Origin of the sequence: Prevotella aff. ruminicola Tc2-24, from assembly GCF_900110895.1 — a bacterium.
Lineage (GTDB): Bacteria > Bacteroidota > Bacteroidia > Bacteroidales > Bacteroidaceae > Prevotella.
The window spans coordinates 120,657-144,828 of the sequence record NZ_FOIQ01000005.1; the positions used below are offsets into that span (position 1 = coordinate 120,657).

The following is a 24,172-nucleotide window of genomic DNA, read 5'->3' on the forward strand; positions in this document are numbered from 1 at the left end:
ATAAATTATACTTCTATCTCCAGCATCATATCATCGACGTTCATACCTGGAGGAGTCATGGGCAGTACATCGTCGTCTTCGAGGATAGCACACTCAAGGATATATGGGCCATCAGTAGAGAGCATCTTTTCGACTGCCGCAGCAAGATCCTTACGGTCAACTACTGCCTGATAAGGGATGCCATAACCTTTGGCTATCATCTCATAGTTGGGATTCAACATCTTGGTGAACGACTTACGACGTTTCCAGAACATATCCTGCCACTGACGTACATTGCCGAGATAATGATTGTTCATCAAGATCATCTTGACCGGGCACTGCTGCTCCATAATCGTGCCTAACTCCTCAATACACATCTGGAATCCACCGTCACCGGAGAAACTGACAATAGTCCGGTCGGGTGCTCCGAATGTCGCGCCAATGGCTGCAGGCATGGAATAGCCCATGGTACCCAAACCACCACTAGTACAGATGCTACGTTTCTTGGGATATCTGAAATAGCGAGTGGCAAACAATTGGTTCTGTCCAACATCTGTCACTAGGACTGCATCACCCTGTGTAGCCTCCGCTACCGCATTGACTACCTCACCCATCAACAAAGGTCCTTCCGTCGGATGGATGGCAGGCTCTATCACCTTCTCACGTTCTTTCTCCGCCAAAGGCAGGAATGAGTCGCGCCACTCACGGTGATCAGCCTTCTGAATGAGGGCTGTAAGCGCCGGTAGCGACTCCTTACAGTCGGCAATCACAGCCACATCGCTCTTTACGTTCTTGTCAATCTCACTTCTGTCTATATCGAGATGAATCACCTTTGCCTGCTTCGCATAGGTCTTGAGATTACCCGTCACACGGTCACTAAAACGCATACCGATGGCGATAAGCACATCACACTCCTGCTCTTTTAGGTTGGGCGCATAATTTCCATGCATACCGAGCATACCCACATTAAGCGGATGAGTACTGGGCAGAGCAGAGAGTCCAAGCATTGTTCGTCCGGCTGGTATATCAGCTTTCTCAAGGAAGCGCACTAACTCCTCTTGTGCATTACCAAGTTCAACACCCTGGCCAACAAGTGCCATAGGTTTCTTCGCCTGGTTAATCAAATCTGCAGCTTCTTTCACGGCTTTTGCATCAAGCTTTGGATAAGCCACATAGGAGCGCACGAAGTCAACCTTCTTCGGCTCAAAGTCAACCATTTCTGTCTGAGCATTCTTCGGGAAGTCAAGAACAACAGGACCGGGGCGACCGCTACGTGCTATATAGAACGCACGACTCACAGCCCATGCGATATCTTCTGCATGTCGGATCTGGTAGCTCCATTTCGATATCGGTTGCGCAAGACCCACGAGATCAACCTCTTGGAACGCATCTGTACCCAATGCAGCAATAGGCACCTGTCCTGCTATGACCACAATTGGCGTAGAATCAAGCATGGCATCTGCAACACCCGTCAGTGTGTTCGTTGCACCCGGACCACTGGTCACTAAAGCTACTCCCACATGACCTGAGACACGTGCAAAACCCTCGGCTGCATGTGTCGCAGCCTGTTCATGACGAACAAGGATATGATCAAACGCTTTCTTTTCTCCTCTTGTATAGTCGTATAGTGCATCATAGACAGGCATGATAGATCCTCCGGGATAACCGAAAATAGTCTTTACCCCTTCGTTCTGCAACGCCCTCATCAGCGCCTCGCTACCTGTTATCATTTTCTTTTCCATATCATTTTTCCTACTCAATAATCCTTACTCCACCCTTGTCTGCAGATGAGACGCTCTGAGCATAAGCACGAAGTGCCTTACTAACCAAACGGTTACGTCTCATCGGCTGTTGCGGGCGAGCAGCCAGTTCCTCATCAGAGAGCTTCACGCAGATGGAACGACTAGGGATATCTATCACGATGATATCACCATCCTTGATCTTACCAATATTACCACCAGAAGCAGCCTCCGGGGAGATGTGTCCGATACTGAGTCCCGACGTTCCACCCGAGAAACGACCGTCAGTAATCAACGCACATTCCTTACCAAGGTGCATACTCTTGATGTATGATGTAGGATAAAGCATCTCCTGCATGCCAGGTCCGCCTTTGGGCCCCTCATGGGTTATCACCACACAGTCGCCGCTCTTCACCTTACCGCCAAGGATGCCTTCGCAGGCATCTTCCTGAGAGTCGAACACCACTGCAGGTCCTTCAAAATGCCATAATGTCTCATCAACACCTGCAGTCTTCACCACACAGCCGTCTTGGGCTATATTACCGAAGAGAACTGCAAGTCCACCATCCTTAGTATAGGCATGGGACAAATCACGAATACAACCATTCGCACGATCGGTGTCAAGTGTTCCCCACTCTTCCGACTGCGATCCCATCTTCGTTGAGAAACGATTACCAGGAGCCGTCTGATAGATGCGGTTTGCCTCTGGATCGATAGCACTGTCTACGATACTGTATTTCTTCATCGCCTCAGAAAGTGTCATACCATCCACACGTATGGCAGAGCCATCAACAAGTCCGCCCTTATTAAGTTCATTCAAGATACCCAGGATTCCACCGGCACGACCGCACTCCTGAACAGAGTACTTCTGTGTATTCGGGGCAAGCTTACACAAGCAAGGCACCTGACGACTTAACGCATCTATATCTTTCATAGTGAAATCAGCACCAGCCTCCTGCGCAACAGCAAGCAGATGAAGCACCGTATTCGTAGATCCGCCCATGGCGATGTCAAGAGCCATGGCATTCATAAATGCCTGACGCGTTGCAATGCTCCGGGGAAGAACAGACTCGTCACCATCCTCATAATAGGCAAAGGCATTCTTCACCACCTGACGGGCAGCAGCCTTGAAGAGTTCCACACGATTGGTATGGGTAGCCAGAATCGTACCATTGCCAGGTAACGACAGACCAATAGCCTCTGTCAATGAGTTCATCGAGTTGGCAGTGAACATACCCGAGCAGGAACCGCAACCAGGACAGGCACAGCCTTCTATCTCCTTCATCTCCTCATCGCTGACCGAAGGATCGGCGCCTTTAACCATCGCTGTAATCAGGTCGGCATTCTCTCCGCGCCATTTCCCTGCCTCCATCGGACCACCACTACAGAATACCGTTGGGATATTCAGTCGCATCGAGGCCATCAGCATACCAGGGGTCACCTTATCGCAGTTTGAGATGCAGATCATGGCATCAGCCTTATGAGCATTCACCATATACTCCACAGAGTCGGCGATGATATCACGTGAAGGCAAGGAATAGAGCATGCCGTCATGACCCATGGCGATACCGTCATCGATGGCAATCGTATTGAACTCGGCCGCATAACAGCCCATCTTCTCTATCTCGGCCTTGACAATCTGCCCAATCTCATGCAGATGGGTGTGTCCCGGAACAAACTGCGTAAAGGAGTTCACGATGGCGATAATCGGCTTACCAAACTGCTCCGGTTTCATACCTGTTGCCACCCAGAGCGCACGAGCTCCTGCCATCCTTCTGCCTTCAGTACAGACAGCACTTCTCAACTGATGTTTCATTTTTTAAGTATTTCCAACAAATTTAGGTGCAAATTTACATTAAATCTGCCAAACGACCAACAAATTCGAGTTTTTTTAGTATTTTTGCACCGTATATAGTCAACTAAAACAATAGTCAATTATGAGAATCAAACTCCTTGTGCTGACAATGGCTGTTGCAGCAACCGCCATCGCACAACCTCGTTGTGAAATCACCCTTTCCGACAATTGGCAATTCTGCAAAGGTTCATGCGACAATGACGGAGCGGTCTGGAAGACTGTCAGCGTGCCACACGACTGGGCCATCAGCGGTCCTTTCGATAAGAAATGGGACCTGCAGACGGTTGCTATCGAACAGAACGGGGAAAAACAAGCCACCGAGAAGAGCGGTCGCTCTGGTGCCTTACCATGGATTGGAGAAGGTCATTACCGACGGACATTCCAGATTCCCGAAGGCTATGAACATGCCGAACTCGTATTCGACGGAGCAATGGCCGAACCATCTGTATCTATTAACGGTCACAAAGCAGGCTACTGGGCCTACGGCTATAATGCCTTCCGCATTGATATCACACCCTATATCAAGACTGGTGATAATCTTCTGGAGGTCGACCTGAAGAACGTCGAGGAAAGCAGTCGTTGGTATCCCGGCGCAGGCATTTATCGTCCCGTAAAACTGGTACTGACACCCAAAAGTCACATTGATATGTGGCAGACCTGCGTGCAAACCTTATCAATACAAGAGAATAAAGCACTCATCCGCGTGTCAGCTAAGGTAGAGAACCCTCTGGAGGAACAGGAGATTTTCATTTCCTTGATCGACCGAGACGGACAGATTGTTAAGACAAACTGGGTGAAGGTTCCAGCCCACGGTGACCTGACATCTACGATTGAGGTGGAAGAACCTTCGTTATGGACACCAGAGACACCATATCTGTATACCCTGGGACTTAGTCTTGTTCGTGAAGATGTGGACGAGGCGGCAGGAATAGCTGATGTTGTGACTATAGATGAGACACGCCTGCGTTTCGGCATCCGCACCGTCAGCGTCTCGGAAGAAGGCGGTTTCCAACTGAATGGTGTCACACGTAAGATCAAAGGTGTTTGTCTGCATCACGACCTGGGACCTCTTGGCACGGCCATCAATAAGTCAGCCCTCATCCGTCAGATTAAGACGATGAAAGAGATGGGCTGCGATGCCATCCGCACCTCACATAACATGCCGAGTCAGATGCAGATGGATATCTGCGACTCTCTGGGTATGATGGTCATGGCCGAGAGTTTCGACATGTGGCTCTATCCGAAGTGCAAGAATGGCTATGCCCGTTTCTTTAACGAGTGGGCCGACAGAGATATCACGAACCTCGTGCTTGTCAACCGAAACCACCCGAGCATCATCATGTGGAGCATCGGCAATGAGATTCCCGAACAAGGTAGCGAGAAAGGCCGTGAGATATCCTGCCATCTGCAGGAGCTGTGCCATCAGCTCGATCCCACCCGTCCTGTCACACAAGGTATGGACCGCGCAGAGGAGGCACTGAAGAGCGGCTTTGCTCAGGTGATGGATGTGCCTGGCTTTAACTATCGGGTGCATAAGTACTCAAAGAATATCGAACAACTACCACAAGGATTTCTTCTAGGAAGTGAGACCGCCTCAACGGTAAGCAGTCGTGGCGTGTATAAATTCCCTGTTGAGATTACCGACAACTCGCGCTATGCCTCGTGGGCACCTACCTATGACCCTACTGCTATCCAGACCGCCGACGGACAATGCTCCAGCTATGATGTTGAATACTGCTCATGGAGTAATCTACCCGATGACGACTGGGTATGGCAAGACGATAAACCATGGGTGATTGGTGAGTTCGTATGGACGGGTTATGACTATCTCGGAGAACCGACGCCCTATGATGAATACTGGCCATCACGCAGCAGCTACTTTGGCATCTGCGACCTGGCTGGACTACCCAAGGATCGTTATTGGCTTTATCGCTCGAAATGGAACAAGGACGAACACACCATCCATCTGTTACCCCACTGGACGTGGGACAAGAAACGTCGGGGAGAAATGACGCCCGTCTACTGTTATACCGACTACCCCACCGCTGAACTCTTCGTCAACGGCAAAAGTCAAGGTAAGATATCCAAGAATCCCGCCAGTCGTCTCGATCGCTACCGCCTGCGCTGGAACGATGTAAGATACGAGCCGGGTGAGATCAAGGTCGTGGTTTACGACGGACAAGGCAATCTCGCTGGCGAACGGATCATCCGTACCGCCGGCAAACCTGCCAAGCTCCAACTTGATGCATGGATGGCTGAAGGTCATCTTCTGAAGGCTGACGGTGACGACCTTGCTTTCGTGACCGTCTCACTGACCGATGCCCAAGGTACTCTTATTCCCGATGCTTCCGACCAACTGACCTTCGAGGTCTCAGGTGCTGGTTCCTTCGAAGCTGTCTGCAATGGTGATGCCACCAGTCTGGAGTCCTTCACCCAACCGACGATGAAGCTTTTCCACGGTCAACTTGTCGTGATTGTACGCAGTACCAAAGAGGCAGGAGCCATCACACTCAAGGTAACGGATGAACATCTGAACCTCTCACAGGCCATCGATATTCCAACCAGATAACATACCAAAAAATAATGATTTTGTACCTTTGCTATTGTACAAACAGAATTAAATGCTTACCTTTGCAACTCGAAAAGATTAAATAAGGTGATAACAATGAAAAGAAATCAAATCAAAGCACTGAGCATCTGTTCAATCATCGCCATATCACTCACACTCCTGAGTGCCGGCATCAATGATAACACGATGACAAAGGAAGATGGTATGTTCGTGATCAATACGACATCTATCGGCAAGGATATAGAGGGTTATAACGGACCGACTCCCTTGAAGATCTACATCAAGAAAAATACAGTCGTGAAGATTGAGGCCCTGAAAAGTGCAGAAAGCCCGAAGTATTATGCCAAGGTCAAGAAAGCCCTTCTGGAGAAATGGAACGGGCTGAAAGTAAAGGAGGCTTCCCAGCTGAAGGTCGATGCCGTTACCGGTGCCACCTATTCCTCCGAGGCAGTCGTGAAGAATGTCCGTTTGGGACTCGACTACTACCAGTCGCACAAATAACCATAAATAGTATATAAACAAAGAAATCCCCACCAGAAGTGGGGATTTCTTTTATGTATAACCGTAGAGATTACTTCTGCTCAATAATCTTTCCTCCCTCCTGCAGAGCCTGCATATTCAGAGGAATCAATCCGTGATGACGCTCGGGAAGAGTCTTATAGAGTGCTTTCTCCACACCCTTGTCGCTGACTACGGGAGCCACCTTCAACAGACCACCAAGCACAATCATATTGAACACCTTACCGTTCTTCATCTCGGCAGCCTTGTCCATGGCATTGATCTCATAGATGGTAATATCCTTACGGGTTGGCTTATTGATAATACCAAAACCATCGTAGATCAGAATACCACCTGGCTTGATCTTCGGTTCGAACTTCTCAAGTGAGGGCTGGTTGAGTACCACGGCGATATCGTACTTACTGAGGATGGGCGAAGAGATACGCTCATCACTGACGATAACCGTCACGTTGGCTGTTCCACCACGCTGCTCAGGACCATAGGCCGGCATCCATGTCACCTCCTTATCCTCCATCAGTCCTGAATAGGCCAGAATCTTACCCATAGAGAGCACACCCTGACCTCCGAAACCTGAAATAATTATCTCTTTCTTCATCTTTTCTTAATTCTTAATTCCTAACACTTAATTAAAGATTTGTGGTATCTTTCAGGTCTCCCTTTGGATAGAAGGGGAACATATTCTCCTTCATCCATTCATTAGCCTTGGCAGGAGTGAGTTTCCAACCGCTGTTACAGGTGGAGACGAATTCTACGAGACTCGAGCCCTTGCCAGCCATCGAAGCCTCGAAAGCCTTACGAAGAGCTTTTTTAGCCTTGTTGATAGAAGCCACACTCTCCACACTCTGACGAGTGACGTAGCAGGTTCCCTCCAACTGAGCGGCAATATCAGCCATCTTCAGAGGATAACCGTGGATCTCTGGATCACGACCGTAAGGACAAGTAGAGGTCTTCTGACCAATCAGTGTGGTAGGAGCCATCTGACCACCCGTCATACCATAGATGGCATTGTTGACGAAGATGATGACAATGTTCTCGCCACGGTTCAAGGCGTGGATGGTCTCACAAGTACCAATACATGCCAGGTCTCCATCACCCTGATAGGTGAACACCAGACGGTCGGGCCAGCAGCGCTTGATACCCGTAGCCAGTGCGGGAGCACGACCATGTGCAGCTTCCTGCCAGTCGATATCAATATAATTATATGCGAAGACAGCGCAGCCTACAGGCGATACACCTACGGTCTTGTCTTCCATACCCATTTCTTCGATGACCTCGGCAATGAGCTTATGTACCACACCGTGGCTACAGCCCGGGCAGTAGTGCATATTATTGTCGTTCATCAGCGTCGGCTTCTTGCAGACGATGTTCTCTGGACTAATGATCTGATTTCTATCCATAGCTTACATGACCTTTTTCAGTGCGTTAACAATTTCCTCGGGATCGGGGACGATACCACCCAGACGACCGAACTGCTCTACAGGTACGGCACCGTTCACAGCGAGACGGACATCCTGAACCATCTGTCCAGCGTTAATCTCTGCCACGAGAATACCTTTGACCTTCTTAGACAACTCTGCGATCTCCTTCGTGGGGAACGGGAACAGGGTGATAGGACGGAACAGACCAACCTTGATGCCCTGCTCACGAGCAACCTCGATAGCCTTCTCTGCAATACGGGCAGCACTACCGAAAGCCACGATGGCATACTCAGCATCATCGCACTGCTGCATCTCATAACGCACTTCGTTCTCCTCAATCTTACGATATTTCTCCTGAAGGGCAAGGTTACGCTGTTCCATGATCTCCGGCTTCAACTCCAGTGAGGTGATTACCACACGCTCACGGTTCTTTGGCTTACCAGTAGAAGCCCATGGACACTCTTTGATAACCTCCTCGTCTGTACGACGGGGCTTGAATGGCGGCAACACCACCTTCTCCATCATCTGACCGATCACACCATCAGAGAGAATCATGGCAGGGTTACGATATTTGAATGCCAACTCAAAAGCGAGATCCACGAAGTCGGCCATCTCCTGCACAGACGACGGTGCAAGTACGATCACCTTATAGTCACCATTACCACCACCACGAGTAGCCTGGAAATAGTCTCCCTGTGAAGGTTGGATGGTTCCCAGTCCGGGACCGCCACGCTGCACGTTCACGAACACACCTGGCACCTCGGCGCCAGCCATATAGGTGATACCCTCCTGCATCAGTGCAATACCAGGTGATGAAGAGGAGGTCATGGCACGCTTACCGGCACCGGCAGCACCATAGACCATATAAATTGAAGCCAGTTCACTCTCTGCCTGCACCACCTGCATACCAGTGGTCTCCCAGGGTTTCAGTTCAGCCAGCGTCTCAATCACTTCACTCTGCGGAGTAATAGGATAGCCGAAATAGCCGTCGCATCCGCAACGAATAGCAGCGTGGGCAATCGCCTCGTTACCTTTCATCAACACAACTTCTCTTTCTTCTGCCATAGCTTATTCCTCCACTTTTTTACGATACACGGTGATACAACCATCTGGGCAGACGATGCCACACGAGGCACAACCCACACAGGCCTCCTCGTTGACAGCCTCCACATAGGGATAACCGTGCAAATTCACTTTGTTGGCCAGAGCGATCACCTTCTGGGGACAAGCGATGATACACAACGAACATCCCTTGCATCTTTCAGTATTCACCTCAATGGCGCCTTTCAATTTTGCCATATTATCTTATGTATTAATGCACTAATTTCTAAAATTGGGTGCAAAGGTAACAATAAGTAAGCAAATAAACAAATTTCCTTAGGTTTTTTACATTTACGCCCCCATTATTCTTCATTTTCGTCACGAAAAGCAATCCCTGGACCGTCAACGGTCCAGGGATTATATATGTCTCTACAACAGAAAACATACAGATTACCTACCGCTGGGAGCACCGAAGGGGAAGCCTTGCGGCTGAGGTGCAATCTCGGGATCACCGAAGAAAGAAGCCTCAGCATCCTTATCATCGAGTTTGAACACCATGAACTTCGTATTCTTCTCTGTACAGGGAGCCCATTCGCCACCCTTCGGACCATTCGGATCAGCGTATTTCACGAAATTAGTCCACGCAGTGAGCATCTTCTCTGAGAGATCCCAATCGCCCTGAGTCCAAGGACGCCAGCAGTGCTTGAGCGACTTGAACACAAACCAGAGGTCACTGCTATGGAAAGCACCTTTGAGACGAGCTGTCACCTCAGGATGAGAGCCGTCATCGGGCAACGGACGAGCAAACTCATAAGCCCAGGCCTTACCACCCTTCTGTTCGCGAACCTTACAGAACTCGGCGATATTAGGAGCCATGTTACCCATATCGTTGAGGGTAAAACCAATCATATAAGGCACGTCGGCCAGTGTACCTCCACGAGTAGCATCATCAAAGCTCTTCTCACTGACATAGCCATCGATCATCGGCATGAATGGCAGACCCATGCGCATAAACGCCATGGGGCCACTGGCCTGCTGACCGTCGTTGTTAATCTGATAGTAGAGCGTAGGCAGAGCAAAGATAGTCTCTGTGGAAGCCTGACGCATCTTCTTCAGATCAGTCAGACCAGCCCAGTCGAATACCTTCTTGGCATTGGCCTCAGCCTCCTGGAATGTGCCGCCACTGTAACGGGCACCCATCATATTGCCCTGAGCATCAGGGATTGCAAGTCCCTGGGCACTCATGATCACGGCCTTGTTGAAAAGACCACGAGCCAAGGGCGACTCACAGAGAGTACGTACACTACCACCACCAGCACTCTGTCCGAAGATCGTCACGTTATCGGGATCGCCACCAAACTGGGCGATGTTCTTCTTAATCCATTTCAGAGCCTCAATCTGGTCGAGGATACCATAGTTGCCCGACACCTTATTAGGACTCTCCTCAGAAAGAGCAGGGTGTACGAGGAATCCGAACACGCCCAAACGATAGTTGATAGAAACGAGCACGACGTCCTTAGCGCCCCACTCCTGTCCGTCGAACTCAGGCTCTGAGCCGAAGCCCTCGCGATAGCCACCACCATGAATCCACAGGGCTACAGGCAGTTTCTTACCGACCTGACCAGGAGCCTTTGTCCATACGTTCAGATATAAGCAGTCCTCACTGGAACCGGCCTCCTTACCATAGCCCCACTCGGTGTAGTATCCACCTGGATACTGAATAGCCTGATAACTGGGACGTCCGAAGGTATCACAGATCTTCACACCCTTCCAGGGTATGACCGGCTGTGGAGCCTTCCAACGGTTTTCCTTAATAGGAGGTGCGGCATAAGGGATGCCACGATAAACAAACACATCAGGATGATCGTCGGCCAGAACACCTTGGACCTTACCACCTTCAATCGTTAACACGGGATTCTCTGCAGCATTGGCAGACACTGCTACCAAGAGCAGTAGAGGCAATAATAATCTTTTCATAATAAGTTGTTAGTTATAAGAAAATAATAAGTTGTTAGTTAAAATAAATATAGTTTATTGGTTGTTGAGGGTTCAGGGATTATACATATCCTTGCAGTAAAAGGCCATGATATCGTCGAGCATCCGCTTGGCCTCGACAGCAGGACTGTCCGGGTCGAGTTCAATAGCCCGTATATAGCTATTGATAGCCTCGTGCCACTGACCGCGCTTACGCGCCTCATTACCTTGCTGATAATACTCTTCTGCTGTCATCTTTCCTTTTTTGATAGCTGATAGTGCAGAGTATATAGATCAGATAACTACAGACTCTACACTATCACTATCGACTACTTATAATATTCCTTCTTGCCTGCGGCGAGAGTATTCTTCATCAGCGAACAGATGGTCATCGGACCAACCCCACCGGGAACAGGTGTGATAAACGAGCACTTAGGAGCCACCTCATCGAACTTCACATCACCGTTCAGACGGAAGCCACTCTTACGAGTTGCGTCAGGCACACGGGTGGTACCTACGTCGACAATCACAGCACCTTCCTTCACCATGTCGGCCGTCACGAAGTCAGGCTGACCGATAGCAGCGATGATGATATCTGCTGCACGACACTCCTCCTTAAGAGTTTTGGAACGAGAGTGACAAACGGTCACCGTCGCGTCACCATACTGTTTCTGCATCATCAGCTGAGCCATAGGCTTACCGACGATGTTAGAACGCCCGAGGATGACGCATTTCTTACCGGAGGTCTCGATGCCATAACGCTTCAACAAAGTGATAATACCCAACGGAGTGGCAGAGATGAAACACGGCAGACCGATCGCCATGCGTCCCACGTTGATAGGATGGAAACCGTCGACATCCTTGCGATAGTCGATGGCCTCGATAATCTTCTGCTCATCGATATGCTTCGGCAGAGGCAACTGAACGATAAAGCCATCAACATCCTCATCCTTGTTGAGCTTGTCGACACACGCCAGCAGCTCCGCCTCGGTGATATCGTCCTCAAAACGAATGAGTGTCGACTTGAAGCCACAGGCCTCACAAGCCAATACCTTGTTCTTCACATACGTCTCCGAGCCACCATCGTGACCCACGAGCACAGCAGCCAGATGGGGCTGCTTGCCACCCTTGGCAACAATCTCCTTTACCTCCTCAGCAATCTCAGCCTTGATGGCCGTTGCTGTTGCTTTTCCGTCTATCAGTTGCATATCTCAAAATAAAATATCCTAGAACTTCGGCATGCCGCCTTTCATAGCCTTCATGGCATTAGCCATCTGAGCCATCTTCGACGCGTTCATGCCAGTTACCATCTTCATCATCTTACGGGTCTGGTCGAACTGCTTCATCAGACGGTTCACATCTTCCATCTTCGTTCCCGAGCCAGCGGCGATACGACGACGGCGACTCTGATTGATGATGTCCGGATTGGCACGCTCCTTCGGTGTCATCGAGTTAATGATAGCCTCAATACCCTTGAAGGCATCGTCGTCGATATCCAGATCCTTGATTTGCTTACCGACACCAGGGATCATACCTGCCAGATCCTTGATGTTACCCATCTTTTTGATCTGCTGTATCTGACCCATAAAGTCGTCGAAGTCGAACTTGTTCTTGCGGATCTTCTTCTCCAGACGCTTAGCCTCCTCCTCGTCGTACTGTTGCTGGGCGCGCTCCACCAGCGAGACGATATCACCCATGCCGAGGATACGGTCGGCCATACGCTCAGGATGGAACACATCGATGGCCTCCATCTTCTCACCCGTACCGACGAACTTGATAGGCTTCGTCACCACCGTACGGATAGAGAGGGCAGCACCACCACGGGTGTCACCGTCGAGCTTTGTCAGTACCACGCCGTCGAAGTCGAGACGATCATTGAACTCCTTGGCGGTGTTCACGGCATCCTGACCGGTCATCGAGTCAACCACGAAGAGGGTCTCATTGGGATGGATTGCATTCTTCAGCGTCTCGATCTCATTCATCATTTCCTCGTCGACAGCCAGACGACCGGCGGTATCGATGATCACCACGTCATTAGCCTTAGACTTAGCCTCCTGGATGGCATGGTTGGCAATCTCCACCACATTCTTGTTGTCGGGCTCGGAATAGACGGGCACACCTACGCTCTCTCCTACCACCTTCAACTGCTCAATGGCAGCAGGACGATACACGTCGCAGGCCACCAACAGAGGTTTCTTATGGTTCTGGTTCTTGAGCAGGTTGGCCAGCTTACCACTGAACGTGGTCTTACCAGAACCCTGCAGACCCGACATCAGGATGATGGCAGGAGCACCGACACGGCCCTCGACCTTCAGTTCGGCAGCCTTACCACCCATCAGTTCGGCGAGCTCGTCGTGCACGATCTTCACCATCAACTGACTCGGCTTCACAGCCGTCAGCACGTTCATGCCAAGAGCCTTCTGCTTCACTGTGTCGGTGAAGTTTTTCGCCACCTTGTAGTTCACGTCGGCATCAAGCAGCGCACGACGTACATCCTTCAGTGTCTCAGCAACATTGATCTCGGTGATCTTTCCTTCACCCTTCAATATCTTGAACGACCGTTCAAGTCTATCACTTAAGTTCTCAAACATACTACCTTATTTATTTTAGGCTGCAAAATTACACAAAAAAAACGAGACTCACAAACAATAGTCTCGTTTTTATTTATTTTGTTCACCAGAAGGACGTTGCGAAAACTCACAGCCACAGTACTGCTGGTTATAGAAGGCATATTCCTTCAGCAGTTGGTTCCGTCGCTCATAGAGTCCGCCTTTACGCCAGTTCTGTGCCCAGAAGGTAGTACCCGCCACAGTCTGTTCAGCCTGATGCCCAGCACGTTCTATCTGTTCCAGGCTCTTCCACCGACTAGAGGCAAGCGTCGTCGTGAAATACTGCAGTCCGAGTTCCTTGGCCTCCCGGGCGGCCGCCGTCAGACGGAGTGTGAAACACAGTTCACAGCGCCGTCCCCGCTCCGGTTCCCCCTCAAGGCCGCACACGTTCTGCCGCCACTGCTCGTGGTCATAGTCACCGTCGATCCATGTCAGTCCGAGACTCTCTGCATGCCGTTTGCTCTCCTGCTTACGGATCTCATACTCCTCACGAGGCCAGATGTTCGGATTATAGTAGAAGATGGTGGGGTGCACATCATGCTGCACCATCCACTCCACGATAGCAGATGAACAAGGTGCACAACAGGCATGCAACAGCACCTCCTTACACCCTTCTGGTACTATAATCGCAGGCTTCTTCATGATATCATAGTCCGCGAGCTTTCCAGATACGGTCTTTCGCAGCGTTGATCTCCTGGAACTTCTTCTCGGCTGCCTTTCTCACATCATCGCCAAGAGCCGCCACCTTGTCGGGATGGTGCTCAAGAGCCAGTTTACGATAAGCCTTCTTCACCTCATTATCACTGGCATCAGGACTGACACCCAGCACCTTATAAGCATCCTCGAGGGTATTGCCTTCGAGGTGGAGCATCGAGTCGACCTCACTCTCACGGAGACCCATCCAACCGGCACACTCCTTCAGCGCCGTCACCTCACTCTGGGGCAACCGACCATCGGCTTTGGCCACCATCACGAGGTAGTTAAGCAACTGGAGGCGCTGTGAGTAGTCCATCTGTCGATTGATCTGTGCACAACACTCCCGGACGGTCTGCTTAAACTGCGACCACCCCTCCCGTTTCTGTTCCTCGAAGAGTTTGTTCAGGATCTCATTGCCTTGGGCCACTGCAGCAGCGCCGAAGTTCTGCCTGAGCATCTGTCGCACCATCTCCATCTCCGAGTGCATCGCCTTACCATCGGCCTTGATGATATACGAGGAAAGCACGAGCAACGAGAACAGGAAACTGTTCCGGTTACCCTGCTGCTGACGCTGGCGATAGGCCTGCTGATAAGCCTGACTATAATCCTGATATGTCTGTTGCCAGTTGCCATCACGCTGTGAGCCATAGCCCCACGTGCCGGAGTTGTCGGGGGTGTTCACCCCATCGAGCATAGAGTCGAAGAGCGCTCCCACCAGATATCCGGCTAATGCGCCCAACGGCCCTCCGGCCATCCAGCCGATAAAGCCACCAATCCATTTTCCTGCTACCATCGTTTCTTTTTACCTGCAAAAGTACATATAATATCCGATACCGCAAAGCGATTAGGAATAATTTACTTTTAAACACAAGGGGACGGCTCTCATGTGCCGTCCGACACAAAAGAACCGTCCCTCTGTGTTTTTTCTTTGTTTTTTACTTCTTGATCAGTGAAGCGATCCAGAGGATGGCAACAGCACCGATGATGGCTGTGCCAAGCTGTCCCAGAAGTCCACCCCACTCGATGCCCAGTTCAGTAAACAACCAGCTACCGAGAACACTACCGAAGAGGCCAAGCACCAGGTTCATGACAAAGCCGTAGCCGCCACCTTTCATCAACTTGCCAGCACAGAAGCCAGCCAGACATCCGATAACAATTGTGAAAATAATACTACCCATAATCATTCGTTTTTAGTTCGATTCATACCGCAAATATAGACAAATATATTCAAAGTACAAAGAAACTCGCTCATTTTTTCCTGTTAGCCAGATACATACCCCCAAGAATGAAGACAGTACCAAGGAGGAACCAGACGGTGATCTGCTCATGGAGCAACCACCATGCGAAGAGGATCGTGGTGATAGGGTTGAAATAGATCCAGTTGGTAGCGACGACAGCCCCGAGCTTGCTGATGACCCAGTTCCATACGACATAACAGATCATTGAGGCCACAACACCCAGGAAGAGCAGGTTCCATATCACATCCGGCTTCAGAAGCACGTCGAGTGAAGGGAAGCCCGGCACGATCAGGTAGTAAGGTATGATGGTGACAAGACCATAGATAAACACCTTACGGGTGATGAACAGCGTGGAATAGCGCTCTACAAACGGCTTCATCAACAAGGAGTAGACCACCCAACAGAGACAGGCGGCAAAGGCCAGCATATCACCAAGAGGCGAGAGATGGAGCACGAAACGCCCGTTCAGTACCACGACCGCCATTCCCAGAAAAGCCACGAAAGAGCCCAATGCCTGAACCCTTGTGATGCGCTCGCTATGGCGATACAGCAATGCGAAGGCCAGCATGGCAAACAGCGGACAACTACATACGATAAGTGATGTATTGGTGGCTGTCGTGTAGAGCATCGCCGCGTTCTCCGCCAGGAAATAGACCGATCCGCCGGTAAGGCCAAGCACGACCATCAGCAACTCGTCGCGCCAGTTGTCGCAGAAGAGCCGGAAGTTCTTCTGGGCGATACTGAAGGCCAGCAACAGGATATAAGCGATGGCGAAGCGAAGGGTGAAGATCTGCGCCGGTGACAGACCATTTTGGAGCAACATCTTCGTAAAGACGAAGGTGCTGCCCCATATTGCTACGATCGCAAATGCTACAAGATGATATTTCATTTAATCTCTATGTCGCGTTTCACATTGTTACGGATCTTCGTCAAGTACTTCTTCATACCACCGGCATCCTTCTTATCAATAATCTCAAGAAGCTCCTTCAGTTCCGTGCGAATCTGGGCCACCTGATCGTGAGTATAGGGGTTGAAGAGTATTTCCTGAAGCAGATAGTCATCCTCGTTGAGCACCCCCTTGGCAATCCGCATATGACGCTTGAAGGTAGTACCCGGCGCATCCTGATGCTTCATGACAGCCGCAAACACAAACGTCGACACGAACGGGATTGACAGCGAGTAGGCCACCGTCTTATCATGCTCCTCGAAGGTATATTCGTAGATGTTGAGTCCCAACTTCTGATAGAGGTCCTTGAAGAAGATACGACCCATGTAGTCGCCCTCGCTGATGATGATCGCGTTCTCCTCAGAGAGCTGCTGCAGGTTGGCGAACGTAGGACCGAACATCGGGTGTGTCGAGACATAACGCATGCCCGTCGACTCATAGAACTCCTTCATATCAGTCTTCACCGAAGCGATGTCACTGATGATACACTCCTTGGGGAGATAAGGGATCACCTCCTTGAACACCGGGATCGTGTATTTCAGAGTGACCGCATTGATGAGTAGTTCGGGTTTAAACTCCTTAATCTCTTCAAAAGTAGTGAAGCGCTGACAATTGTAGGTAAAGCGCATCCGCTTGGCGTCGCGCTCAAAGACAGCCACTTCGTGTTCAAAGCTCAGCAGGTCGATGAAGAAACTTCCCATCTTACCTGCGCCCATTACTAATATTTTCATCTGCTTCCTTCTCCTATACCTACTTATTGATGATTTCAATCTGCTGACGAACCGATTCCTCATGGATATTCTCAAACACATGAGCCACAAACTCCGGGTCCATGCCACAGAGTGAGCCCTGTGCACCACGCTTGTTCAGGATCTCATTGTAGCGGTTGGCCTGCAACACGGTCATATTATGCTCCTTCTTGTACTGTCCGATCTCACGGCACACTCTCATACGCTTGGCGAGCAAGTCCATGAGTTGGTTGTCGAGCTCATCAATCTGCTTACGCAGAGAGGTGATGCCCTCGGTGGTGGTGTTCTCATCACGGATCACCAACAGCGAGAGGATATAGTCGAGCACATCAGGTGTCACCTGTTGCTTAGCATCACTCCATGCCTTATCAGGATCACAGTGGCTCTCGATGATCAGACCATCGAAACCTAAGTCCATCGCCTGCTGACAAAGAGGTGCGATCAGTTCGCGACGCCCTCCGATATGCGACGGATCACTGATAATCGGCAGCTCAGGCACACGACGACGCAGTTCGATGGGAATCTGCCACATCGGCGCATTACGGTAGATCTTCTGCTCATAAGATGAGAAACCGCGATGGATAGCTCCCAGACGCTTCACGCCAGCCTGGTTCAGACGCTCCAAGGCACCAATCCAGAGTTCCAGATCAGGATTCACCGGGTTCTTCACGAACACGGGGATATCCACACCCTTCAGCGAGTCGGCGATTGCCTGCATGGCAAAGGGGTTAGCCGACGTACGAGCACCAATCCAGAGGATGTCAATATCATACTTCAAGCACAGCTCTACGTGCTCAGGTGTGGCCACCTCAGTAGAAACCAACATCTTCGTATCTTCCTTCACCTGTTTCAGCCATACGAGTGCGGGCTCACCGTGCCCCTCGAAGCCACCCGGTTTCGTGCGTGGCTTCCACACACCAGCACGGAAGTTATGGCAGCCCTTCATGGCCAGCTCACGGGCAGTAGTCATCACTTGTTCCTCTGTTTCTGCTGAGCAAGGCCCGGCAATCACGAAGGGACGTTCATTGTCACTCGGTAAGTTCAATGGTGCTAATTCCAGTTCCATATAGTTTCTGTTTTTGAACACAGAGACACAAAGATACAGAGTTGTTTTCTCTCTGCGCCTCTGTCACTCTGTGTTTATTTAATTTTATTCTTAATTCTTTCTAACGCTTCCTTGATCTTGTCTTCCTTGGCGCAGAGCGAGATGCGGATATAACGCTGACCGTTACTGCCGAAGATAAAGCCAGGTGTGATGAACACACGCGCCTCATGGAGCACTTTCTCTGTCAGATCCTCGACATCAGCATATTTCTCGGGAATCTTTCCCCAGAGGAACATACCCACCTGATTGGGGTCGTAGGTACAGCCCAGCACATCCATGATCTGCTCAGCATACTGACGGCGACGCCCGTAGGTCTCGATATTCGCCTCATGATGCCACTTTTCTGAGTTACGGTAAGCCTCGGCGGCCGCCAACTGGAGTCCTCGGAACGTACCCGAGTCGATATTACTCTTAATCTTCAGGATCCAAGAGATAAAGGTGGCGTTCGTAGCACACATACCCACACGCCAGCCCGGCATATTATGACTCTTCGACATCGAGTTGAACTCAATACAACAGTCTTTCGCCCCAGGCACCTGCAACAGTGACATCGGATGGTCATTGAGGATGAACGAGTATGGATTGTCGTTCACCACGACGATCTGATGATCCTTAGCAAACTGAACCAGCCGTTCGTAGGTCTCACGACGCGCATTCCCGCCTGTCGGCATATTGGGATAGTTGGTCCACATCAGCTTCACCTTCGACAGATCCATCTGCTCCAGTTCGTCGAAGTCGGGCTGCCATCCGTTGTCCTCACGCAGGTTGTAGTTCACGATCTTCGCTCCAAGGATCTTCGACAGCGACGTGTAGGTGGGATAGCCTGGATTAGGCACGAGCACCTCGTCGCCTGGGTTCACGAAGGCCAGCGTCACATGCAGGATACCCTCCTTTGAGCCGATGAGTGGCTGTATCTCCGTCTTCGGATCGAGGTCCACGTCATACCAACGCTTGTAGAAGTCGGCCATCGCCTCACGCAACTCAGGAATACCCATCGTGGGCTGGTAGCCGTGGGCGGTAGGGTCGTGTGCCACCTCACAGAGCTTCTCCACAGTCTGCTCCGACGGCGGCATATCCGGACTGCCAATGGCCAGACTGATGATATCCTTGCCCTCGGCATTCAGCTGGGCCACCTCCTTTAACTTTCTACTGAAGTAGTATTCGCTCACTAAACTGAGCCTGTCTGCTGGTTGTATCTTAGTATCCATAATATATAACTGTCGATTAATTCGTCTGTTTCCCATCTTTATATTCACCCAGGATCTTCAGGTCCCTTGTCAGCGGAATGATCGCATCCACCGCCTGACGGTAACGCGTCAGATCGTCGTACATCACATCGACATAGAACAAGTACTCCCATTCACGTCCGATGATTGGCAACGACTGGATCTTCGTCAGATTGATCTTATAGAACGAGAGAATGGCCAACACGTGAGAGAGCGAGCCCTCCTCGTGGGGCAACGAGAAGACGATGCTCGACTTATTGGCCTCTGTCAGTGGACGTAGCATATCAGCCTTGTTCGGATTCGACACCACAAGGAAGCGGGTGAAGTTGTGCTTGTTGTCCTCGATATGATCCTCGAGCACCTTCAGTCCGTAGAGTCTGGCAGCCTCAGCATGACAGATGGCCGCCCATCCGCGTTTCTGTCCCTCGGCTATCATCTTCGCCGATCCAGCCGTATCCTCCGCCTCCACGTTCTTCAGCGTAGGGTGCTGAGACAGGAAGTTACGGCACTGCATCAGAGCTACAGGATGAGAGTGCACCTCAGTGATGGTGCTCCAATCGTCCTCAGGCAGACAGCAGATACAGTGGGTGATGTGCAGCTTATGCTCGCCGACCACCGTCGTACCACTATCACGCAGCAGTTCATAGTTATGCAACAGCGAGCCGGCGATTGTGTTCTCGATGGCCAGCATGCCGATGGCTGTGGGATCCTGCTTGATCTGAGCGAACACCTGCTCAAAGGTTGAACAGCAGATCAGTTGTATCTGCTCTCCCTCGAAGTACAGATGTGCGGCGATATCGTGGAACGATCCGATCAGTCCTTGTATGGCTATTCTCTTCATATCTTTTTCTTTCCTTTATTCTTTGCTTTAACAAAAATCCCGCTTTCACGGATGTGAAGCGGGACCTTGTATTTCTTTATTCAGTCATAAGTTGAATTTACACGCAACTTCCCGCTTCACAATTTCTTGCAAAGTAAAAGTAGACGTAAATATAGGCGTTCAACTTATTCATTGTCTTCTCTTTTTGTTTGACGGGTGCAAAATTATCACTTTTCCTTGAAACAAACAAATATTTTGCTATAAAATTTGCGTTTTCACTTACATTTTTCTATTTTACCCCCTTGTCGGCCCCTCTTCTCTGTCTTCAGAGCTTCATCCGTCGCCAGACACACCTGGGGATCCGTCGCCAGACACAATTGGGAATCCCCCGCCATACGGCCGTCAGCAATCTGTACTTCCAGTCGATCACGCGGATATGACGTTTGTCGTTGATGGCCCGCACGATCTCCTTGGCCACCCGCTCAGGCTTCAGCATCATCGGATAGCGGAAGTCGCCCGCAAGCAGAGCCGTATCCACGAAGCCAGGTCTGATATCCGTAAACCGTATTTTCAACCCTCGGCTGTGCGCCTGCTGCTCCAAAGCCTGCAGATACACGTTCTGCATGGCCTTCGTGGCCGAATACGCCGGTGCCGGTCCCAGTCCTTTCGTCCCTGCGATTGAACTGATGGCAGCGATATGCCCCCCACCCTGTTCCGCGAAATAACGGTAGGCCTCGCCAATCATCCGGGTAAACCCCAAGGCGTTCGTCTGCATCGTCGCCATCTCGATACCCTCCGCCAGTTCACGGTTCTGTTTGCCGATGCCCGAGGCATAGAAGAACAGATCCATGCCGCCCACCTTATTTATTAGCGTGCGCAAACGACTCGTCGCATCCTCACTGGTCACGTCGATCTGCTCCACCTGCACGTCACCGAGCGTCTGCAACAAGTCTGTCCGTCGTGCCGCCACGCCCAGCGTCCATCCCTCGGCGATCAACAGCCGCGCCACCTCTCTTCCGATGCCCGACGACGCTCCAATCACGATTGCTCTTCTCTTTTCCATCACATCAGTTATTGATTATCTGTTATCATGTCGCAAAGATACAACATTTCTTCTTATTATAATTACGTCTATGTCAAGAATATCGCCTCTCCGACACAAAAAAACGCCTTTTGTCATCGGGTTACGACAAGAATTTCCGATCTTTGCATGACGATGAACATCATTTACATCCTATTCATTCTTGCCTTCGTCGTTCACGACGGGGAAGAGGTGGCCGTGCAGCACAGATGGGTGACCGCACATCATGCCGCCTTGAGTTCACGTCTCCCCAGGTTGCGACGTATATTCGACCACCTGCAGCGTATGAGCACCAAGGCCTTCCTGACGGCCGCATTAGAAGAGCTCATCGTGTTGGTGGCCATCACCATCTATGCACTTCTCGGAGGCGCATACGCCATCGAACTCTGGACAGCCATATTCCTGGCCTTCTCCATCCATCTCGTCGTACATGTCATTCAGGCAATTGTCGTAAGAGGCTACATACCAGGTCTTGTGTCATCCATCCTCCTACTCCCCTTTTCCTACATGGTCATACACGAGCTATGCCATCAGTTCAGTCCATCCCAACTGTTGTCGTACGCTCTGATCGGCTTACCCCTCATAGTTGCCAACCTCGCCCTCGCCCACTATCTGGGCCTCAAGTGGGGGAAATAAACATCTCGTTATTTGAAGTCAGAAACTGACGCAACAACAGTTAGGGGAGCGCATAGGAAAGAAACGCGAGTATATTTCAATGCTATCTAAACTCTATGTCCTTTACGATATCATCGTATTCTTCGCCTTTTACGTAACCACGCTTCACTTTATTGAATGCGATTTCTTTAAGCAAGCCACGATTCAACAAGCCTATGATATCACTTTTGGCTGTAGTGGCAGTCACCATGAACTTGTTCTGCAGATCCTTCACCGTCAGCACTTCTTTTGGATTCTCCATATACATACGGATAATCTGGGCTTGACGCTCATTGATATCACCAATCTGAAGAAATGTACTTGCCAACATCTTTTCGTCCTGTTTCTTCTTGATGTAATTCTGCAATTGCTTAAAAGCTTGGTCAAGCACTTTTAGGTTGTAAGTAATGAAATAGCCCAAATCGTTATCATCAGCTTCCACATATTGATAAGCTTTCTCATACGAATTCTTTGACATAGCTATAACACGAGAGATGGAAAGATACTCCGTGAGCCAATAGCCCTGCTTCAACATATACCAGTAGAACAAGGCACGAGCCGTTCTGCCATTTCCATCAACAAAGGGATGCATATAAGCCACCATGAAATGGATGATGATGCCACGAATAATGGGATGGACAAATACTCTTGCGTTTGTCTCATTGAAGTATTTGCACAACTCCTTCAGGAATGTTGGCAGTTCTTCATAAGAGGGGGGCGTATGAACAACTTCATGGGTAATGCCATCTTCTACCACCACCTCGTTATTTGTGCGGAGCCTGCCAGCATCATTGGGGTCGTTGAGAGTCTTATCCGTCATCAAATGATGGATGTGTAACACTAATTCCGGTGTCAACGGAGTATGCTTGTTCTCAACAATAAAACGAATAGTCTGATAGTTGTTGACTATCATCTGCTGCGACTTGTCCTTAGGCGATATTTGCCTACGTAACATATCCTTTGCCACCTTACGGGTCGTAGCAGCACCTTCCATCTGGCTAGAATAGATGGCTTCTTCCATCAGCGAACTGATTAGATATCGCTCTCTATTCTCATTAGGAATGACACTACCCGTCCCCCATGAACCACCAAAGTTCATATCAAACTCGTGGCACAACCTCTGCATCTTGTTGGTCATGCCGAAATTTACGTTGTATTTGTCCCAAGTATAAACGGTACTTGATATGCGAGAGGCTTTTACACTTAACCATAACTCTTGAGCTGAAACGCAACTATCTGGGCGTTTTTTGTATTTGATCGTATCCCAATATTCGTAGTCGTCGTTAATCTTGCCAATTAATGCGTTCAACTTCTCATCAGGTCTTCTTGACTTGTCAAGCATCACCGTTACCAAATCCCTGTCTGTTATATATGGAGGTCTTTCTATCATATCTTCCTTATAATGATTTCTGACCGCAAATATATACAATTCTTTCCAATATTACAAGAATTGGAAAGAATTAATTCAAATAAAAACCTATATTTAACCATTTATAACTATTCAATTCTTTCCAATTCTTTATAAATTGGAAAGAACCATAAACTATATCCCAACTTCTCATAGAGAGCATTCGGCTCTTGTTTACTCTCTATTTCTTGCTGCAAGAGGTCACGCATATCTGTTTATTATTAGTTAGTGTCATGTAAAGGTGGGTGATTTCATTCACTGTCTTGACACTAAATCGGAGGAACGAGGCAAGAGAGAAAAGTCTTTTGTCAGGAAAAAGTAATAAAAAAAGTGGTTGTGTAAAGTTGCGAACCAGAAGAAACAGGGTGGCTCTTCTAGCTCCTTTTAGCCCTGTTATGGCATACTTGGGACCTGTCCGGAGTAAAGAACGGGCCTGCTCTGGGTTGACCCGCCTCTTTATGGTTAAAGAGATAATCTCCACGATGGTAAGGAATGGCACTTATGAGTGAAAGAGATAATCTCTTATAGGGTATAGGGATTATCTCC

23 protein-coding genes are annotated in these 24,172 nt (G+C 49.7%); 3 read left to right on the forward strand and 20 right to left on the reverse strand.

Annotated features, from left to right (window positions below):
* Positions 1–5: 5 nt before the first annotated feature.
* Positions 6–1,721, reverse strand: a complete 1,716-nt coding sequence (gene ilvB / locus BMY63_RS09935; protein WP_091916386.1) for a biosynthetic-type acetolactate synthase large subunit — start codon at positions 1,719–1,721, stop codon at positions 6–8.
* Positions 1,722–1,731: 10 nt separating this feature from the next.
* On the reverse strand, positions 1,732–3,534 hold the full coding sequence (ilvD, locus tag BMY63_RS09940) for a dihydroxy-acid dehydratase (protein WP_091900441.1): 1,803 nt from the start codon (positions 3,532–3,534) through the stop codon (positions 1,732–1,734).
* A gap of 121 nt (positions 3,535–3,655) precedes the next feature.
* Between ilvD and BMY63_RS09945 the strand changes: the two genes are divergently transcribed.
* Positions 3,656–6,142: a glycoside hydrolase family 2 TIM barrel-domain containing protein gene (locus BMY63_RS09945; RefSeq protein ID WP_091916388.1), complete on the forward strand. Its 2,487-nt coding sequence runs from the start codon at positions 3,656–3,658 to the stop codon at positions 6,140–6,142.
* Positions 6,143–6,238: 96 nt separating this feature from the next.
* Complete coding sequence (locus tag BMY63_RS09950; RefSeq protein ID WP_091916389.1) at positions 6,239–6,643, forward strand: FMN-binding protein; 405 nt, start codon at positions 6,239–6,241, stop codon at positions 6,641–6,643.
* Between the two features lie 70 nt (positions 6,644–6,713).
* On the opposite strand, the gene BMY63_RS09955 is transcribed toward BMY63_RS09950, so the two are convergent.
* The 17 genes from BMY63_RS09955 to BMY63_RS10035 all read right to left on the reverse strand — a co-directional run bounded on the left by BMY63_RS09955 (position 6,714) and on the right by BMY63_RS10035 (position 21,546).
* Entirely contained in the window at positions 6,714–7,256 is a 543-nt protein-coding gene (locus tag BMY63_RS09955; protein WP_091900444.1) for a 2-oxoacid:acceptor oxidoreductase family protein, read from the reverse strand.
* 31 nt (positions 7,257–7,287) lie between these two features.
* On the reverse strand, positions 7,288–8,058 hold the full coding sequence (locus BMY63_RS09960) for a thiamine pyrophosphate-dependent enzyme (protein WP_091900445.1): 771 nt from the start codon (positions 8,056–8,058) through the stop codon (positions 7,288–7,290).
* 3 nt (positions 8,059–8,061) lie between these two features.
* Positions 8,062–9,144 carry a 3-methyl-2-oxobutanoate dehydrogenase subunit VorB gene (locus BMY63_RS09965; RefSeq protein ID WP_091900446.1) on the reverse strand — a complete coding sequence of 361 codons (1,083 nt, stop codon included), beginning with the start codon at positions 9,142–9,144 and terminating at the stop codon, positions 8,062–8,064.
* A gap of 3 nt (positions 9,145–9,147) precedes the next feature.
* Positions 9,148–9,378: a 4Fe-4S dicluster domain-containing protein gene (locus BMY63_RS09970; RefSeq protein ID WP_036911182.1), complete on the reverse strand. Its 231-nt coding sequence runs from the start codon at positions 9,376–9,378 to the stop codon at positions 9,148–9,150.
* A gap of 192 nt (positions 9,379–9,570) precedes the next feature.
* Positions 9,571–11,097, reverse strand: a complete 1,527-nt coding sequence (locus BMY63_RS09975) for a carboxylesterase/lipase family protein (RefSeq protein ID WP_091916390.1) — start codon at positions 11,095–11,097, stop codon at positions 9,571–9,573.
* Positions 11,098–11,169: 72 nt separating this feature from the next.
* A complete protein-coding gene (locus BMY63_RS09980; RefSeq protein WP_091916391.1) occupies positions 11,170–11,349 on the reverse strand; it encodes a tetratricopeptide repeat protein in 180 nt (59 codons plus the stop codon).
* A gap of 74 nt (positions 11,350–11,423) precedes the next feature.
* Positions 11,424–12,302 (reverse strand): bifunctional methylenetetrahydrofolate dehydrogenase/methenyltetrahydrofolate cyclohydrolase FolD, encoded by an 879-nt coding sequence (gene folD / locus BMY63_RS09985; protein ID WP_091900449.1) that lies wholly within the window; start codon positions 12,300–12,302, stop codon positions 11,424–11,426.
* Between the two features lie 18 nt (positions 12,303–12,320).
* A complete protein-coding gene (ffh, locus tag BMY63_RS09990) occupies positions 12,321–13,685 on the reverse strand; it encodes a signal recognition particle protein (RefSeq protein ID WP_091916392.1) in 1,365 nt (454 codons plus the stop codon).
* A gap of 69 nt (positions 13,686–13,754) precedes the next feature.
* Positions 13,755–14,348, reverse strand: a complete 594-nt coding sequence (locus tag BMY63_RS09995; protein ID WP_091916398.1) for an epoxyqueuosine reductase QueH — start codon at positions 14,346–14,348, stop codon at positions 13,755–13,757.
* Between the two features lies 1 nt (position 14,349).
* Entirely contained in the window at positions 14,350–15,192 is an 843-nt protein-coding gene (locus BMY63_RS10000) for a DnaJ domain-containing protein (RefSeq protein ID WP_091916399.1), read from the reverse strand.
* A 142-nt stretch (positions 15,193–15,334) separates the two neighbouring features.
* Positions 15,335–15,577 (reverse strand): GlsB/YeaQ/YmgE family stress response membrane protein, encoded by a 243-nt coding sequence (locus BMY63_RS10005; protein WP_091900455.1) that lies wholly within the window; start codon positions 15,575–15,577, stop codon positions 15,335–15,337.
* Positions 15,578–15,647: 70 nt separating this feature from the next.
* Positions 15,648–16,526 (reverse strand): DMT family transporter, encoded by an 879-nt coding sequence (locus BMY63_RS10010; RefSeq protein WP_091916400.1) that lies wholly within the window; start codon positions 16,524–16,526, stop codon positions 15,648–15,650.
* Entirely contained in the window at positions 16,523–17,314 is a 792-nt protein-coding gene (locus BMY63_RS10015; RefSeq protein ID WP_091900459.1) for a prephenate dehydrogenase, read from the reverse strand. The genes BMY63_RS10010 and BMY63_RS10015 overlap by 4 nt, the downstream gene beginning before the upstream one ends.
* Before the next feature lie 19 nt (positions 17,315–17,333).
* A complete protein-coding gene (locus tag BMY63_RS10020; RefSeq protein WP_091900461.1) occupies positions 17,334–18,398 on the reverse strand; it encodes a bifunctional 3-deoxy-7-phosphoheptulonate synthase/chorismate mutase type II in 1,065 nt (354 codons plus the stop codon).
* Positions 18,399–18,472: 74 nt separating this feature from the next.
* Positions 18,473–19,645: a pyridoxal phosphate-dependent aminotransferase gene (locus BMY63_RS10025; RefSeq protein ID WP_091900463.1), complete on the reverse strand. Its 1,173-nt coding sequence runs from the start codon at positions 19,643–19,645 to the stop codon at positions 18,473–18,475.
* A 16-nt stretch (positions 19,646–19,661) separates the two neighbouring features.
* Positions 19,662–20,504: a prephenate dehydratase gene (locus BMY63_RS10030; RefSeq protein WP_091900465.1), complete on the reverse strand. Its 843-nt coding sequence runs from the start codon at positions 20,502–20,504 to the stop codon at positions 19,662–19,664.
* Between the two features lie 304 nt (positions 20,505–20,808).
* Positions 20,809–21,546, reverse strand: coding sequence for an SDR family NAD(P)-dependent oxidoreductase (locus BMY63_RS10035; protein ID WP_091916401.1), 738 nt, complete (start codon positions 21,544–21,546; stop codon positions 20,809–20,811).
* Between the two features lie 153 nt (positions 21,547–21,699).
* Here BMY63_RS10035 and BMY63_RS10040 point away from each other — a divergent pair, with 153 nt between their 5' ends.
* A complete protein-coding gene (locus tag BMY63_RS10040; protein ID WP_177178427.1) occupies positions 21,700–22,200 on the forward strand; it encodes an HXXEE domain-containing protein in 501 nt (166 codons plus the stop codon).
* Between the two features lie 82 nt (positions 22,201–22,282).
* Here the strand turns inward: BMY63_RS10040 and BMY63_RS10045 are convergent, their stop codons facing one another.
* Positions 22,283–23,608, reverse strand: coding sequence for a Fic family protein (locus BMY63_RS10045; RefSeq protein ID WP_091916403.1), 1,326 nt, complete (start codon positions 23,606–23,608; stop codon positions 22,283–22,285).
* Positions 23,609–24,172: the final 564 nt, after the last annotated feature.

Excerpts from the sequence above, each read along its gene's own strand:
- ilvB (WP_091916386.1), bottom strand. The coding sequence starts at position 1,721 with ATGGAAAAGAAAATGATAACAGGTAGCGAGGCGCTGATGAGGGCGTTG.
- ilvD (WP_091900441.1), bottom strand. The coding sequence starts at position 3,534 with ATGAAACATCAGTTGAGAAGTGCTGTCTGTACTGAAGGCAGAAGGATG.
- BMY63_RS09945 (WP_091916388.1), top strand. The coding sequence starts at position 3,656 with ATGAGAATCAAACTCCTTGTGCTGACAATGGCTGTTGCAGCAACCGCC.
- BMY63_RS09950 (WP_091916389.1), top strand. The coding sequence starts at position 6,239 with ATGAAAAGAAATCAAATCAAAGCACTGAGCATCTGTTCAATCATCGCC.
- BMY63_RS09955 (WP_091900444.1), bottom strand. The coding sequence starts at position 7,256 with ATGAAGAAAGAGATAATTATTTCAGGTTTCGGAGGTCAGGGTGTGCTC.
- BMY63_RS09960 (WP_091900445.1), bottom strand. The coding sequence starts at position 8,058 with ATGGATAGAAATCAGATCATTAGTCCAGAGAACATCGTCTGCAAGAAG.
- BMY63_RS09965 (WP_091900446.1), bottom strand. The coding sequence starts at position 9,144 with ATGGCAGAAGAAAGAGAAGTTGTGTTGATGAAAGGTAACGAGGCGATT.
- BMY63_RS09970 (WP_036911182.1), bottom strand. The coding sequence starts at position 9,378 with ATGGCAAAATTGAAAGGCGCCATTGAGGTGAATACTGAAAGATGCAAG.
- BMY63_RS09975 (WP_091916390.1), bottom strand. The coding sequence starts at position 11,097 with ATGAAAAGATTATTATTGCCTCTACTGCTCTTGGTAGCAGTGTCTGCC.
- BMY63_RS09980 (WP_091916391.1), bottom strand. The coding sequence starts at position 11,349 with ATGACAGCAGAAGAGTATTATCAGCAAGGTAATGAGGCGCGTAAGCGC.
- folD (WP_091900449.1), bottom strand. The coding sequence starts at position 12,302 with ATGCAACTGATAGACGGAAAAGCAACAGCAACGGCCATCAAGGCTGAG.
- ffh (WP_091916392.1), bottom strand. The coding sequence starts at position 13,685 with ATGTTTGAGAACTTAAGTGATAGACTTGAACGGTCGTTCAAGATATTG.
- BMY63_RS10000 (WP_091916399.1), bottom strand. The coding sequence starts at position 15,192 with ATGGTAGCAGGAAAATGGATTGGTGGCTTTATCGGCTGGATGGCCGGA.
- BMY63_RS10005 (WP_091900455.1), bottom strand. The coding sequence starts at position 15,577 with ATGGGTAGTATTATTTTCACAATTGTTATCGGATGTCTGGCTGGCTTC.
- BMY63_RS10010 (WP_091916400.1), bottom strand. The coding sequence starts at position 16,526 with ATGAAATATCATCTTGTAGCATTTGCGATCGTAGCAATATGGGGCAGC.
- BMY63_RS10015 (WP_091900459.1), bottom strand. The coding sequence starts at position 17,314 with ATGAAAATATTAGTAATGGGCGCAGGTAAGATGGGAAGTTTCTTCATC.
- BMY63_RS10020 (WP_091900461.1), bottom strand. The coding sequence starts at position 18,398 with ATGGAACTGGAATTAGCACCATTGAACTTACCGAGTGACAATGAACGT.
- BMY63_RS10025 (WP_091900463.1), bottom strand. The coding sequence starts at position 19,645 with ATGGATACTAAGATACAACCAGCAGACAGGCTCAGTTTAGTGAGCGAA.
- BMY63_RS10030 (WP_091900465.1), bottom strand. The coding sequence starts at position 20,504 with ATGAAGAGAATAGCCATACAAGGACTGATCGGATCGTTCCACGATATC.
- BMY63_RS10035 (WP_091916401.1), bottom strand. The coding sequence starts at position 21,546 with ATGGAAAAGAGAAGAGCAATCGTGATTGGAGCGTCGTCGGGCATCGGA.
- BMY63_RS10040 (WP_177178427.1), top strand. The coding sequence starts at position 21,700 with ATGAACATCATTTACATCCTATTCATTCTTGCCTTCGTCGTTCACGAC.
- BMY63_RS10045 (WP_091916403.1), bottom strand. The coding sequence starts at position 23,608 with ATGATAGAAAGACCTCCATATATAACAGACAGGGATTTGGTAACGGTG.